This window comes from Mesorhizobium sp. M1396 (assembly GCF_040317725.1).
GTDB lineage: Bacteria > Pseudomonadota > Alphaproteobacteria > Rhizobiales > Rhizobiaceae > Mesorhizobium.
Map to the genome: position 1 here is coordinate 1 of NZ_JAMYLA010000063.1, position 13,313 is coordinate 13,313.

The 13,313-nt window shown below is 64.6% G+C and carries 14 protein-coding genes; 10 read left to right on the forward strand and 4 right to left on the reverse strand.

Annotated features, from left to right (window positions below; translation table 11 throughout):
* Positions 1 to 189 precede the first annotated feature (189 nt).
* The 4 genes from NKH02_RS29410 to NKH02_RS29425 form a co-directional block, all read right to left on the reverse strand.
* The gene (locus tag NKH02_RS29410) at positions 190 to 1,362 is read right to left on the reverse strand and encodes a trans-sulfuration enzyme family protein (protein WP_352883167.1); all 1,173 of its coding nucleotides are present in this window, start codon (positions 1,360 to 1,362) and stop codon (positions 190 to 192) included.
* Entirely contained in the window at positions 1,359 to 2,780 is a 1,422-nt protein-coding gene (locus tag NKH02_RS29415) for a pyridoxal-phosphate dependent enzyme (RefSeq protein WP_352873521.1), read from the reverse strand. The genes NKH02_RS29410 and NKH02_RS29415 overlap by 4 nt, the downstream gene beginning before the upstream one ends.
* A 212-nt stretch (positions 2,781 to 2,992) precedes the next feature.
* Positions 2,993 to 4,327: an FAD/NAD(P)-binding protein gene (locus NKH02_RS29420; protein ID WP_352883168.1), complete on the reverse strand. Its 1,335-nt coding sequence runs from the start codon at positions 4,325 to 4,327 to the stop codon at positions 2,993 to 2,995.
* A 31-nt stretch (positions 4,328 to 4,358) separates the two neighbouring features.
* Positions 4,359 to 4,832 carry an RrF2 family transcriptional regulator gene (locus NKH02_RS29425; protein ID WP_352883169.1) on the reverse strand — a complete coding sequence of 158 codons (474 nt, stop codon included), beginning with the start codon at positions 4,830 to 4,832 and terminating at the stop codon, positions 4,359 to 4,361.
* 127 nt (positions 4,833 to 4,959) lie between these two features.
* On the opposite strand from NKH02_RS29425, the gene NKH02_RS29430 reads away from it, so the two are divergent.
* The 10 genes from NKH02_RS29430 (at position 4,960) to NKH02_RS29475 (ending at position 13,151) form a co-directional block, all read left to right on the forward strand.
* A complete protein-coding gene (locus NKH02_RS29430; protein ID WP_352883170.1) occupies positions 4,960 to 5,097 on the forward strand; it encodes a hypothetical protein in 138 nt (45 codons plus the stop codon).
* A 588-nt stretch (positions 5,098 to 5,685) separates the two neighbouring features.
* A complete protein-coding gene (gene tauA / locus NKH02_RS29435; RefSeq protein ID WP_352883171.1) occupies positions 5,686 to 6,699 on the forward strand; it encodes a taurine ABC transporter substrate-binding protein in 1,014 nt (337 codons plus the stop codon).
* Between the two features lie 126 nt (positions 6,700 to 6,825).
* Positions 6,826 to 7,599, forward strand: coding sequence for a taurine ABC transporter ATP-binding protein (locus NKH02_RS29440; protein ID WP_352883172.1), 774 nt, complete (start codon positions 6,826 to 6,828; stop codon positions 7,597 to 7,599).
* Positions 7,596 to 8,456, forward strand: coding sequence for an ABC transporter permease subunit (locus NKH02_RS29445; RefSeq protein ID WP_352883173.1), 861 nt, complete (start codon positions 7,596 to 7,598; stop codon positions 8,454 to 8,456). The genes NKH02_RS29440 and NKH02_RS29445 overlap by 4 nt, the downstream gene beginning before the upstream one ends.
* Before the next feature lie 30 nt (positions 8,457 to 8,486).
* Positions 8,487 to 8,672, forward strand: coding sequence for a hypothetical protein (locus tag NKH02_RS29450; protein ID WP_352883174.1), 186 nt, complete (start codon positions 8,487 to 8,489; stop codon positions 8,670 to 8,672).
* 213 nt (positions 8,673 to 8,885) lie between these two features.
* Positions 8,886 to 9,215 carry a GIY-YIG nuclease family protein gene (locus NKH02_RS29455; protein ID WP_352883175.1) on the forward strand — a complete coding sequence of 110 codons (330 nt, stop codon included), beginning with the start codon at positions 8,886 to 8,888 and terminating at the stop codon, positions 9,213 to 9,215.
* A gap of 154 nt (positions 9,216 to 9,369) precedes the next feature.
* Entirely contained in the window at positions 9,370 to 10,341 is a 972-nt protein-coding gene (locus NKH02_RS29460; protein ID WP_352883176.1) for a sulfonate ABC transporter substrate-binding protein, read from the forward strand.
* 71 nt (positions 10,342 to 10,412) lie between these two features.
* Complete coding sequence (ssuD, locus tag NKH02_RS29465; protein WP_352883178.1) at positions 10,413 to 11,576, forward strand: FMNH2-dependent alkanesulfonate monooxygenase; 1,164 nt, start codon at positions 10,413 to 10,415, stop codon at positions 11,574 to 11,576.
* Complete coding sequence (locus NKH02_RS29470) at positions 11,573 to 12,349, forward strand: ABC transporter permease subunit (protein WP_352874078.1); 777 nt, start codon at positions 11,573 to 11,575, stop codon at positions 12,347 to 12,349. The genes ssuD and NKH02_RS29470 overlap by 4 nt, the downstream gene beginning before the upstream one ends.
* 10 nt (positions 12,350 to 12,359) lie before the next feature.
* Positions 12,360 to 13,151, forward strand: coding sequence for an ATP-binding cassette domain-containing protein (locus NKH02_RS29475; protein WP_352874077.1), 792 nt, complete (start codon positions 12,360 to 12,362; stop codon positions 13,149 to 13,151).
* Positions 13,152 to 13,313 lie beyond the last annotated feature (162 nt).

Sequence of the window (13,313 nt, forward strand, 5' to 3'; positions counted from 1 at the left end):
CGGTCAATCCGAGCCGACCAAGAGACCGATCCTCCCTCAATCAGATGGCCTTCATATATGAATAAATTTCCCCGGACAGCCCTGCCTTGCGGGGGAGATGTCCGGCAGGACAGAGGGGGGTGTGAAGGATCGCTACAGAACCGGTTTACCCCTGCGCCGCCGCATCTTCCTCGCCGCGACATCAGCCCGCTATCCCCCCAGCGCCTGATCCAGATCCGCGATAAGATCATCGCCATCCTCGATGCCCGCCGACAGCCGCACCAGCGAATCCGAAATGCCGATCTCCGCCCGCTTTTCAGCCGGAATAGACCCATGCGTCATCAATGCCGGGTGCTCGATCAGGCTCTCCACCCCGCCGAGGCTTTCGGCGAGCGTGAACAGCTGCGTGCGCTCAAGGAACTTCTTGGTGCCGGCAAGGTCGCGATCCAGCACGGCTGATATCATGCCGCCGAAGGCATGCATCTGCCGCCTGGCGATCTCATGCTGCGGATGGCTGGCGAGGCCGGGATAGATGACGCGGCGCACGTCCTTGCGTCCTTCCAACCACGTGGCGATCTTGAGGCCATTCGACGAATGACGCTCCATCCTGAGCGCCAGGGTCTTCAGGCCGCGCAGCGCCAGAAAGCTGTCGAACGGGCCTGAAATGGCGCCGATGGCGTTCTGCAGGAATTTCAGCTGGGCGGCCAAATCCTTGTTGTCGCCGACAACAGCCACGCCGCCGACCATGTCGGAATGGCCGTTGAGATATTTGGTCGTCGAGTGCACGACGATGTCGATGCCGAGCTCCAGCGGCCGCTGAATATAGGGGCTGCAAAACGTGTTGTCGGCGACCGTGAGAACCCCCTTGCGCCTAGCGAGGGCCGCGACGCCTTCGAGGTCGACGATGCGCAGCAGCGGGTTGGTCGGCGTCTCGACCCAGAGCATTTTCGTTTCCGGGCGGATTGCCGCCTCGACTGCAGCAAGATCGGTGAAGTCGACGAAACTGACCTGCAGATTGGCCGAGCGTTTTCGCACCCGCTCCATCAAGCGGAAGGAACCGCCATAGATGTCGTCGGTGGCGACGATATGGGCGCCGGAATCGAGCAGCTCCAGAACGGTGGCGATCGAGGCCAGGCCGGACGCGAAGGCGAAGGCGGCCGAGCCGCTTTCGAGGTCGGCCACGGCGCGCTCGAAGGCAAAGCGGGTCGGGTTCTGGCTGCGGGCATACTCAAAGCCCTTGTGCAGGCCGGGCGACTGCTGGGCAAAGGTCGAGGTGGCGTAGATCGGCACCATCACCGCGCCGGTCAGCGGATCGTGGCTCTGGCCGCCATGGATGGTGCGCGTCGAGAAGGCCAGGCGGTTCTTGCCGGGTGGTGAAGTCATCGTGCGCGCCTCAGATGGTTGATCAGGTCGATGCGGGTAATCAGGCCGACGAACTCGTCGCCGTCGAAGATGATGGCGACCTCATTGCGGTCGAACACCGGCAGCAGCGCATCCAGCGTCTGGCTGGCCTGCAGCGTGTGCAAATTGGAGGTCATGGCCGTGCGCACCGGGGCGTTGAAACGCTCCCAGCGGCCGTCATAGGGGCCGTCGACCTTGGCCAGGATATCGCTTTCGTCCACGATGCCGACGAGCTTGCCATTGTCGAGCACCGGCAGCTGCGAAACATCGGAGCGGCGCATGCGGCCATAGGCGTTGAGCAGGCTTTCGTCCGGCCCGACATAGACGGTGTCGCCGGTGCGGTGCGAGCGCATCACCAGGTCGCGCAGATCGCCATGCTGCTCGTGCTCGGCCAGGCCCTGTTCGGCCAGCCAGAAATCGTCGAACACTTTCGACAGATATTTGTTGCCGCTGTCGCAGACGAAGGTGACGACCCGTTTCGCGGAGGTTTGCTCGCGGCAATAGCGCAGGGCCGCCGACAGCAGCGTGCCCGACGACGAGCCGGCCAGGATGCCTTCCTTGGACAGGAGGTCGCGCACGGCCAGCATGCTCTGCTTGTCGGGAATGGAGTACGCCTTTTTCACCAGCGACAAATCGGCATTGGGCGGCACGAAATCCTCGCCAATGCCTTCCACGGTCCAGCTGCCGGCCTCCTCCATCTTGCCGGTCTTGATCAGCGGCGCCAGCACAGAGCCGACCGGATCGGCCAGCACCATCTCGGTCTTCGGCGAGACCTTGGCGAAGTAGCGGCCGAGCCCGGTCAGCGTGCCGCCCGAGCCGACGCCGACGACCACCGCGTCGACGTCACCGTCGAGCTGCGAAAAAATTTCCGGACCGGTGGTGGTTTCATGTGCCAGTGGGTTGGCAGGGTTGGCGAACTGGTTGGCATAAAAGGCGCCGGGCGTTTCCGCCGCGATCTTCTCGGCCATGTCCTGGTAATATTCCGCATGGCCCTTGCCGACATCGGAGCGCGTCATGCGCACCTCGGCGCCGAGCGCGCGCAGATGCTGGATCTTTTCGCGCGACATCTTGTCGGGCACGACCAGCACGATGCGGTAGCCTTTGGGGATGCCGACCTGGGCGAGGCCGAGGCCGGTATTGCCGGCGGTCGCCTCGACGATGGTGCCGCCGCGCCGGAGCTTTCCCTCTCTCTCGGCCGCGGCGATCATCGACAATGCGATGCGGTCCTTGATCGAGCCGCCGGGGTTCTGGCTTTCGAGCTTGATGAACAGCCGGCATTTGCCGGCGTCGAACTTGGTCAGCTCGACCACCGGCGTCTGGCCGATCAGGTCGAGAACCGACTTATAGGGCGGACGCAGGCGCGACAACGCGTCGGCCGCGGCGATCTCGTGCTCGCTCATATCGATGCTCCATGACCAAGCGACCGCCTCGAGGCAGAGCGGCAGCGTATCCTCTTTTCCAGCCCTTTGCTGTCGGAAAGAAGATAGATCGTGCCAATCAACCGGCCAGATGCGGAATGAAATTCCTCCTCAACCTCGTCATCCTCGGGTCTGCGCCGCGTCGCTTCGCTCCTTGCTTCGCCCTAGGATGACGAAACCATAGCACCGCTGCCTCAGCCCAACAGCCGCTTGCTCAACCTCGCACACTGCACGCGGATGTCCGGGATGGCGTCGATCTCGAAGAAGGTGCCGCGCGTCAGCGGGCCGACGGCGAGGATCTTGTTGGACACGCTGCCGTCGCCGGCGATGATCGCGCAATTGGCCGACACGTCGAGGCCGATGCGCAGCGGATCCGGCCGCGCCAGGCCGCGATCGACCAGCGAGCGCACGACGCTGTTCGACGAGGTCGAGATGTCCCTGACGATACCAGAGCAATCATAGATGCGGGCGACCTCGAATGTCTCGAGGCGCTGGGTGTGGCGCGACTGGATCTGGACGGTGAATTCGCCATTCTTGGCGATGTCCACGACGCGGCCGGCGACCAGGCGGATGCGGCCGGATTGCACGGCTTCCGTCACCCTCGCATAGACCTCGGGCGCCATGCGATGGCGATGGATGTCCCACCAGGCCTTGGTATGCTCGACGAAGCGGCGCTTGGCGGAAGCCGGCCAGTTCTGCCAGATCTTCTGGTTGAACGGCCGCAGGCCGTCGACGACGTCGCGCCAGTCGATGCCGGCCTTCTGGTTTTCCTTGATCAGGTCGCGGAACCAGCCGACGAAATAGGACAATTGGGTGCCGAGCGGAATGTCGGCGACGTCGAGCTTGATCGGATTGCCCTTGCGATGCGGCGAGGGCAGCAGGCCGCGCCGCGATACGGCTATGATGTCGCCGCGATGGCCACGCTGTTCCAGCGCCAGGAAGGCGTCGACCATGCTCAGGCCGGTGCCCAGCACCATGACGCTCCTGTCGGGGGGGAGCGCGGTGTCGGCTTCCGAGCCCATCCTGATGGCATGGCCTTGCGCCGGCTCCTCGTCATGGCCGGTCGCCAGCACGGCCAGATGCGCAACGACGCTGGTGCCATTGGCCAGCGCGGCCTCGACGCCGGAAGCGGTGGGCGTGATCGAAAGGCTTTCCTCGTGGATCAGACGCAGACGGCCACTCTGCTTTTCACGCGCCTCCAGCTCGTCTAGCAACTCGCCGAGATAACGGGCGTAGATGCTGCGCGGCGCGTAGACCGGCGCCTGGTCCTGACTTGCCAGGCCGCGCTCCAGCAGCCAGCGCCAGAAATTGCCGGGATCGTCGGCATAGGCGCTCATGCCGGCGGCACTGACATTGAGCACATGCGCCGACAGCAGCGTCGAATAGGCGATGCCCTGGCCGAAATGCGGGCGCTTTTCGATCAGCGTGACGCGCAGGTCGGGATTGGGCGATTTCAGCAGATGCGCGGCCAGCACGACGCCACTGGCACCGCCGCCGACGATGATGATCGAGTTGGCGCGCCCGGTCATAGGCCTGCCCGCAACGTGCGCGGCGCCAGTGTCAGGCCTGGACCTTCACGCCGATCGCCAGGTCGATATCGCCCGCGACCGGAAGGTCTTCGAGGGCGATGTCGCGCATCTCGGCGAGGCTGCGCTGATCGAGCACCTCGGCGATCGCCTGCCGGACCTCGAGCATCAGATGTCGGACTTGGCATGTCGCCTCGTTGCAATCTTCACAGCGCTGGTACTGGGTGCGGCTGGCGCAAGGAATCGGCGCCAGCGGCCCATCGAGGACGCGCACGACATGGCCGACCTTGATCTCGTCGGCGGGGCGCGCCAGGCGGTAGCCGCCATCCTTGCCCTTGCGGCTCTGGACGAAGCCGGCATTGCGCAGCTCGCCCAGGATGGCGTCGAGAAACTTCTTCGGGATGTTGTTGCCGATGGCGATGTCGTTGACGAAGGCGAGCTGTCCGGCCGGCAATCGCGCGAGGTGGACGAGCGCCTTGAGGCCGTACTTACCCTTTTTCGTGAGCATGAAATCAAAATTTCTCTGTCATGCGACGGCATGGAACCATCGATTGCCCAACGCCTGGTGGGCGTCCCCGCCGCGTCCAGACTGCCATGACACATAAATTCTAGTGACATGATGTACAAGCCGAGGAATGTTGATTTTGCTTCGTTTTCAAGCCGCTGCGGCCATTTTGACCAGCCTTTGTGCCCTTAAGAGCACAAAACTGCGCTTCGACGGCAGCGGGATGGCAAATGGTCCTCCAGGGCTGGATGTGGCTGGCATCGACTGACGCGACGGCGAAAGCCGATCCATGCCGCTAGCGATCATGATGATGTGGTGGCCGCTCATCGTCGACTCCAACTACCTCATGTCGATAAGAATACTATACTTACCCCCGAACACGTGGAAGATGTTTTCGAATCGAGGGCTGTTCGAGGCATGGATTTGCCTGATTTGGGTCGATGGAGGAATTTAGGTTCGTGATCGGCGGCGCAGAATTGAGAGGCTGGCGGGACAGCACCCCCCTCTGCCCTGCCGGGCATCTCCCCCGCAAGGGGGGAGATTGGCAGCTTCGGCGCTCCGCTCTTCTTGCAACGGTGGAGATTGGCGAAAGCCGGGATGACAGCCGATCTCCCTCCTTGCGGGGGAGATGTCCGGCAGGACAGAGGGGCGTGCTGTCCCGCCGGCATTAAAAGGTTCGCCCTGCGCGACGCCTGATGTTTGCCCGCCGTAGCTGCCCTATCCGCCTCGCCACCTCACCACCGACGACTTTTTTCTAACAAGCCCGCCTTCGTTGGAAGGATTTAACTCTACAAGAGCGATAGAATTAGCTGACTATCATGGGGCATTCCGATTTTTCTCTTCTCAGGAGCCCTTCATGTCCACCATTTCGCGACGCATTGTTCTGCTCTCGTCGGCGGCACTTGCCGGTGCCGCCTTCCTCGGCCCGGCCCTTGCCGACGACCTCAAGATCACCATCGGCTACCAGACGGTGGTCGAACCCTCGAAGGTGCCGCAGGCCGACGGCGCCTATGAAAAGGCGACGAAGGCGGCGATCGATTGGCGCAAATTCGATTCCGGCGCCGATGTCATCGCCGCGGTCGCATCCGGCTCGGTCGACATAGGCTATGTCGGCTCGAGCCCGCTGGCGGCGGCGGCAAGCCGCGAGCTGCCGATCCAGACCATCTTCGTCGTCGGCCTGATCGGGCAATCCGAGGCGCTGGTGGCGCGCAACGGCGCCGGTATCGAGAAAGTCGCCGACCTCGCCGGCAAGAAAGTCGCCGTGCCTTTCGTCTCGACGACGCATTACAGCCTGCTCGCCGCGTTGAAGCACGAGGGCGTCGATCCGAAGTCGGTCGAGATCCTCAACCTGCGGCCACCGGAGATCGCGGCGGCCTTCTCGCGCGGCGATATCGACGCGGCCTATGTCTGGGATCCGGCACTCGGGCAGATCAAGACGACGGGCAAGGTTGTGCTGGATTCCTCGCAGGTCGCGGCCTGGGGCGCGCCGACCTTCGACGCCTGGATCGTGCGCACCGACTTTGCCGAAAAGAACCCCGAGGCCGTGCGCGACTTCGTCAAGGTAACGGGTGCGGCCTATTCCGAATTCCTCGCCAAGCCTGATGCGTGGTCGGTTTCGTCGCCACAGGCGGCCGCGATCGCCAAGCTCACCGGCGCCAAGCTGGAAGAGGTGCCGCAGCTGCTCAAGGGCTATGTCTTCCCGACGCTGGAAGAGCAGGCTTCGGACAAATTCCTCGGCGGCAGCACGGTCAAGGCGATCGAAGCGGCGTCCGCCTTCCTCAAGGAGCAAGGCAAGATCGACGCCGTGCTGCCGGACTATTCGAAATATGTGTCGTCGAAATACGTCACCCAGGCGCTGGCCTCGAACTGAGCGCCTGACACCAACTGAACGCGCGCGGATCTTCTTCCCTGACGCCGCGTGCTGCCTGCCCCGGAACCGCTGACGAGGAGCTGTTCCAGGGCAGTCGGATTTTCCTTCCAAATCGGCGAGGCACCCATGCCGCATCTCGTACTGGACAAGGTCTCGATCCAATATGACGGCCAGGCAGCACCGGCCGTCGAACGGGTTTCGATCGATATCGCCAGGGGCGACTTCGTCGTGCTGGTCGGCCGTTCCGGTTGCGGCAAGACCTCGCTGCTCAATGTCGCCGCCGGCCTTGTCGCGCCGGCGCGTGGGCGCGCCTCCATCAACGGCAGGCCGATCACAGCACCTAGCTCGGACCGGGCGGTGGTGTTCCAGAACGATGCGCTGTTTCCGTGGCTGACCGCGCGCGAAAACGTTGCCTTCGCGCTGCGGCTGCGCGGTGTCAGACCGGCCGAGCGGGCGCGCCGCGCCGATGAACTTTTGGCGCTGGTGAAGCTCACCGACGCCGGCGACAAGCACATCTGGGAGCTTTCCGGCGGCATGCGCCAGCGCGTCGGCCTGGCTCGCGCCCTGGCCGCCGAACCCGAATTCCTGCTGCTCGACGAGCCGCTTGGCGCCCTCGACGCGCTGACGCGCGAGCGCATGCAGACGACGCTGCTCGATCTGTGGACGGCAAGCGATGTCGGCGTGCTGATGGTGACGCACGGCATCGAGGAGGCGCTGGTCCTCGCAACCCGCATCGTCGTGCTGGCGCCCGGCCCGGGCCGCGTGGTGCGGAGCTTCGAGCCTGGTTTCTCCAGGCGCTACGCGGCCGGCGAGGCCATTCGCACTATCAAGGCCGACCCGGCTTTTGCCACGGCTCGAGGCGAACTGACCGATGCGATCTTCGAAGGAGAGGCGGCATGACCGTTACCTCCTACACGGAACGGTCGGAACACAAGATCGACGAAGCGGACGGCCTGTCGGTGCCATGGTCGCGGCCCAGCCCGAAGCGCAAAGGCATTTCGGCGCGGGCGGTCAGCGCGGTCACCATCCTGATGGTGTTGGCCCTGTGGGCGCTGTCGGCCCGCCTGCAACTGGTGTCGCCGGTGTTCCTGCCCTCGCCGCTCGCGGTATGGACCAAATTCATCGTCGTCGCTCGCGACGGCTTCGTCGATGCGACGCTGCTGCAGCATGTCGTCGCCAGCCTGGGCCGAGTCTTTGCCGCGCTGGTCGCCGCCATCCTCGTCGGCGTGCCGGTTGGTCTGGCCATCGGCATCAGCACGGTAGGACGCGGCATCTTCGATCCGCTGCTGGAATTCCTGCGGCCGATCCCGCCGCTCGCCTATCTGCCGCTGGTCATCATCTGGTTCGGCATCGGCGAGCCGTCGAAGATCCTGGTCATCGCGATCGCGATGCTGGCGCCGGTGGCATTGTCGACCGCGTCCGGCGTTCGCGGCGTCTCGCAGGAGCGCATCAACGCGGCGCGCTCGCTTGGCGCGACACGAGGACAGGTAGTCCGCCACGTCATCCTGCCCAGCGCGCTGCCCGCGATCCTGACCGGACTGCGCATCGCGCTCGGCGCCGGCTGGTCGACCCTGGTCGCCGCCGAACTGGTAGCGGCGACGCGCGGGCTTGGCTTCATGATCCAGTCGGCCGCCCAGTTCCTCGTCACCGACGTGGTGGTGATGGGCATATTGGTGATCGCGGCCATCGCCTTCGTGCTCGAATTCACCATCCGCAGGATCGAACGGGTGCTTGTCCCGTGGGCGGGACGGGAGTGATTGGAACCGGAAGAGCAGGAGAGGATCACGATGACCCATTCCACCGCCGTGCTGTTCGCCCAGGTCGGCAACTGGCTTCTCGCCCGGACCAGGGAAAGCCAACCGCTTGAACAGCAACCGAAATCGCCCGCGCCGGTGCGCTGGGACGCCGAGCGCGACCGGCTGCCGCCACGCGACGAGAGTTTTTACTGGGCCTGGCAATATTGGTCGCAGTGAGGGGCGGCGGGTGCTTGGCGAGTTGATCGCCATTTAGCCCAATCGGACGCCTCGAGGCTGGCCGAAACAACCCTTCCCTTCGTCATCCTAGGGCGAAGCAAGGAGCGAAGCGACGCGGCGCAGACCCTAGGATCCATGCCGTGACATTTGTCATAGAATGCGGCGGATCAAAATGGCGCTTGTGCGCGTACCGACGCTCGCTACCCTGAAACCATGACCGGTTACGTCTATATGACCGCAAGCCAGAAGCGCGGCACGATCTATATCGGCGTCACCAACGATCTTGGTCGCCGCATGCCGGAGCACAAATCAGGCACCGGCTCACGCTTCACCAGCCATTACGGTGTGCAGCGGCTGGTCTGGTACGAAGAGTATTTCGACATTACCGACGCCATCCAGCGCGAAAAATCACTGAAGCGCTGGCCACGACAATGGAAGGTAGGCGCTCGGTCCCTTGCACCGCCGGAGCGTAGCATCACCGTCACGGCATGGATCCTAGGGTCTGCGCCGCGTCGCTGCGCTCCTTGCTTCGCCCTAGGATGACGAAGCGATGGGCTGCCGCAGAAAACAATTCCATCTGCCCTAACGAACTCGCAAAATCATTCCTCTACTAAGTTTATAGAACTACCTAGCCTGATCCCATCTTCCAACCGGCGAGCCATTTTCCCGGCGCCGGTGCCCATCGAAGGAGAGGGTCATGTTCAATCTTACCAAGCACTTCAATCTGACCAGACGTATTTTCGGCATCGGGCTGCTGGCGGCAAGCGTTGCCGTGTCGTTCGGCGCCGCCGCGCAGGAGCTGAAGCAGTTCAGCATCGGCTATCAGAAGACCGGCCTGCCGGTGATCGCCAAGCAGCAGCAGGTGATCGAAAAGGCGCTTGAAGACAAGGGCGTCACCGTCAAATGGGTCGAGTTCACCTCCGGGCCGCCGCTGGTCGAAGCCCTCAACGTCGGCGCCATCGATGCCGGATGGACCGGCGATGCGCCGCCGATCTTCGGCCAGTCGGCTGGCGCCAATATTGTCTATGCGGCGGCACTGCCGTCGAATGGCGAGGGCGAGGCGATCTTCGTCAAGCCGGCCTCGCCGATCCAGTCGGTCGCCGACCTGAAAGGCAAACGCGTCGGCGTCGGCAAGGGCACCAGTGCGCACAATCTGCTCGTCGCCGCGCTGGAAAAGGCCGGCATTCCGTTCGACCAGATCACGCCGGTCTATCTGAGCCCCGCGGATGCGGCCGCCGCCTTCGCCAGCGACCAGATCGACGCCTGGGCCGTCTGGGATCCGTTCTTCGCCATCGCCGAAACCCGCTACCAGCCGCGTGTGCTGGCCCGCTCCAGCGAGGTGCTCAGGGTCAACACCTATTTCCTCGCCAACAAGGATTTCGCCAAGGCGCACCCCGAGATCGTCACGACGACGATCGCGGCCCTCGGCGAGGCGGCGAAATGGGCCGACCAGAACCGCGACAAGGTGGCCGAGGCGCTGCACGAGGTGACCGGTGTGCCGCTCGACGCGCAGACGATCGCCGCCAACCGCACCAAATTCGGCATCATTCCGATCACCGACGAGATCGTCGCGGGCCAGCAGGCGACCGCCGACCGCTTCTTCAAGCTCGGGCTGATCCCGAAGGCGGTCCGCATTTCCGACGCGGTGTGGACCGCGCCAGGCAATTGATTTTCTCTCCGACGGTGCCGGGCGAGAACGCCCGGCGCCGTTCGACGTTTGCACCTTCCAAGAGGCCAGACATGACCGCGCCAGCCAGCACCGCACCGCTCGCTTTCTTCTGGTTCATCCCGACGCATGGCGACGGCTCCTATCTCGGTTCCGAGGAGCAGCAGCGGCCGCCGGAGTTCGGCTACTTCAAGGAGATCGCGCAGGCGGTCGACAGGCTTGGCTTTCCCGGCGTGCTGTTGCCGACCGGACAAAACTGCGAGGATTCCTGGATCACCGCGACGGGCCTTGCGACGCTCACCGAAAAACTGAAATTCCTCGTCGCGCTGCGGCCGGGCGTGACGCTGCCAACCTTTGCCGCGCGCCAGACGGCGGCCCTCGACCGGCTGAGCAATGGCCGGCTTCTGCTCAATGTCGTGGTCGGCGGCAATCCGACCGAGCTCGCCGGCGACGGCGTCTTCCTGCCGCATGACGAGCGCTACGCCCAGGCGCATGAATTCCTGACCATCTGGCGCGGACTGGTGTCGGGCGAGCGCGTCAATTTCGACGGCAAATATTACCGCGTCGAGAATGGCCGCCTCGACCTTTTGCCGCGCCAAGAGCGGCCGCCGCTTTATTTCGGCGGGTCGTCGGATGCCGGGCAGGATCTCGCCGCCGATCTGGTCGACATGTACCTGACCTGGGGCGAGCCGCCGGCGCAGGTGGCCGAGAAGCTCGCTGCGGCACGCAGGAAAGCGGCGCTGCGCGGCAGAAAACTGCGCTTCGGCATCAGGCTGCATTTCATCGTGCGCGAGACCGAGGAGGAAGCCTGGCGCGCCGCCGACCGGCTGATCAGACACGTCACCGACGCCCAGATCGAAAACGCGCAGGCGCGTTTCCTCACCCAGATGGACTCGGTCGGCCAGCGTCGCATGGCCGAACTGCATGGCGGCCGTCGCGACAGGCTGGTGGTGTCGCCCAATCTGTGGGCCGGCGTCGGGCTGGTGCGCGGCGGCGCCGGCACGGCTCTGGTCGGCACGCCGGAGCAGATCACCGAGCGCATCCGCGAATATCAGGCGATCGGCATCGATACCATCATCGGCTCCGGCTATCCGCATCTCGAGGAAGCCTACCGCGTCGCCGAGCTGCTATTCCCAAAACTCGGGCTCGGCACCAGGCGGCAGGGGGCGCATGAGAACATCGCCAACGAATTCTCGGTCGGCTTCCATGGCGCCAACCGCCTGCAGGCCTCGTCATGAGCTTTGGCGCAGGCCTCCGCGGCAATGGCATCGGCTGGCTGCTGCCGGCGCTGGTGATCGCCGGCTGGGAGATTGCATCACGGGCGGGCGTCATGCCGGCCAACGTGCTGCCGGCGCCAAGCGCCGTCGCCGAGGCCTTCTGGCGGCTGACGCTGTCGGGCGAACTGATCCGCAACATCGGCATCAGCACCGCACGCGCGCTTGCCGGCTTCGCCGTCGGCGGCTCGATCGGCTTTGCGCTTGGGCTCGCCAACGGATTGTCGACGCTGAGCCGCGGCCTGACCGACACGACGCTGCAGATGATCCGCAACATTCCGCACCTGGCGCTGATCCCGCTGGTCATTCTGTGGTTCGGCATCGACGAGGAAGCAAAGCTGTTCCTGGTGGCGCTCGGCGTGTTCTTTCCGATCTACGTCAACACGCTGCTCGGCATCCAAAGCGTCGATCCGCAGCTGGTCGAGATGGGCCGCGTCTACGGCATGGATCGCCGCGCCCTGTTCTTCCGCGTGATCCTGCCTGGCGCGCTGCCGGCGATCTTCGTCGGCCTGCGCTATGCCTTGGGCATCATGTGGCTGACGCTGATCGTCGCCGAAACCATCTCGGCCAGTTCCGGCCTCGGCTACATGGCCATGCAGGCGCGAGAATTCCTGCTGATCGATGTCGTCGTGCTGTCGATCCTGATCTATGCGCTGCTCGGCAAGCTCGCCGACAGCCTCGCCCGCCTGCTCGAGCGGCTGTCGCTCGGCTGGCATCCGGCCTTCCAAAACGAATGAGATATTGCCCATGACAGCCGCCAGCCTGACCGCAGCCCGCTCCTTCGTTGCCACGCCGGCGCGGCCGATAGGCTCGGTCGAAGGACAGCGGGCCTTTGCCTTCAGGCAAGTCGGCAAGCGCTTCGGCGACAAGATCGTGCTCGACGGCATCGATCTGGATGTGCCGGCCGGGCAGTTCCTTGCCGTCATCGGCAAGAGCGGCTGCGGCAAGAGCACGCTGCTCAGGCTGCTGGCCGGGCTCGACCGGCCGACATCAGGATCGCTGACATTCGGAGTGGAAGAGGAAGGCCACGGCCGCACCCGCTTCATGTTCCAGGAACCACGGCTGTTGCCCTGGGCCAGCGTGGTGAAAAACGTGCAGGTCGGGCTGACCGGGATAGCTTCCGGCGCGGAGGCGCGCCAACGCGCGCTCGACATTCTCGGCGCGGTCGGGCTTGCCGATCGTGCCGACGAATGGCCCTCGGTGCTGTCCGGCGGCCAGAAGCAGCGCGTGGCGCTGGCCCGGGCGCTGGTCGGCCACCCGCAGATCCTGGCGCTCGACGAGCCGCTAGGCGCGCTCGACGCGCTGACCCGCATCGAGATGCAGCAGCTTCTGGAGCGCATCTGGCTGGCGCAGAAGTTCACCGCCGTGCTGGTCACGCATGATGTCGCCGAGGCGGTCGCGCTCGCCGATCGGGTCGTGGTGATCAGCGAAGGCCGGATCGCGCTCGATCTGGATGTGCCCGTGGAGCGGCCACGCCGGCGCGGTTCCGTCGAGCTTGCGCGGCTCGAGGGCAAGATTCTGGACCGGCTGTTCGGGTAAGGCTGTCGGGGCAGAAGCAGTTCAACGTTCGGAATTTGGCCGAGGCCTCCCCGACTTCGTCATCCACGGGCGGAGCGGAAGCGAAGACCCGAGGATACATGCCGTGACCTTGGCCGAAGTATGCAGCAGAGCAGAATTCTCCACCGTGACGACGCGTTTGAG

Bases quoted from the DNA above. Each gene is read 5' to 3' on its own strand.
- NKH02_RS29470 (WP_352874078.1), top strand. From the start codon at position 11,573: ATGAGCTTTGGCGCAGGCCTCCGCGGCAATGGCATCGGCTGGCTGCTG.
- ssuD (WP_352883178.1), top strand. From the start codon at position 10,413: ATGACCGCGCCAGCCAGCACCGCACCGCTCGCTTTCTTCTGGTTCATC.
- NKH02_RS29440 (WP_352883172.1), top strand. From the start codon at position 6,826: ATGCCGCATCTCGTACTGGACAAGGTCTCGATCCAATATGACGGCCAG.
- NKH02_RS29475 (WP_352874077.1), top strand. From the start codon at position 12,360: ATGACAGCCGCCAGCCTGACCGCAGCCCGCTCCTTCGTTGCCACGCCG.
- NKH02_RS29450 (WP_352883174.1), top strand. From the start codon at position 8,487: ATGACCCATTCCACCGCCGTGCTGTTCGCCCAGGTCGGCAACTGGCTT.
- NKH02_RS29415 (WP_352873521.1), bottom strand. From the start codon at position 2,780: ATGAGCGAGCACGAGATCGCCGCGGCCGACGCGTTGTCGCGCCTGCGT.
- NKH02_RS29445 (WP_352883173.1), top strand. From the start codon at position 7,596: ATGACCGTTACCTCCTACACGGAACGGTCGGAACACAAGATCGACGAA.
- NKH02_RS29425 (WP_352883169.1), bottom strand. From the start codon at position 4,832: ATGCTCACGAAAAAGGGTAAGTACGGCCTCAAGGCGCTCGTCCACCTC.
- NKH02_RS29430 (WP_352883170.1), top strand. From the start codon at position 4,960: ATGTTGATTTTGCTTCGTTTTCAAGCCGCTGCGGCCATTTTGACCAGC.
- NKH02_RS29455 (WP_352883175.1), top strand. From the start codon at position 8,886: ATGACCGGTTACGTCTATATGACCGCAAGCCAGAAGCGCGGCACGATC.
- NKH02_RS29420 (WP_352883168.1), bottom strand. From the start codon at position 4,327: ATGACCGGGCGCGCCAACTCGATCATCATCGTCGGCGGCGGTGCCAGT.
- NKH02_RS29460 (WP_352883176.1), top strand. From the start codon at position 9,370: ATGTTCAATCTTACCAAGCACTTCAATCTGACCAGACGTATTTTCGGC.
- tauA (WP_352883171.1), top strand. From the start codon at position 5,686: ATGTCCACCATTTCGCGACGCATTGTTCTGCTCTCGTCGGCGGCACTT.
- NKH02_RS29410 (WP_352883167.1), bottom strand. From the start codon at position 1,362: ATGACTTCACCACCCGGCAAGAACCGCCTGGCCTTCTCGACGCGCACC.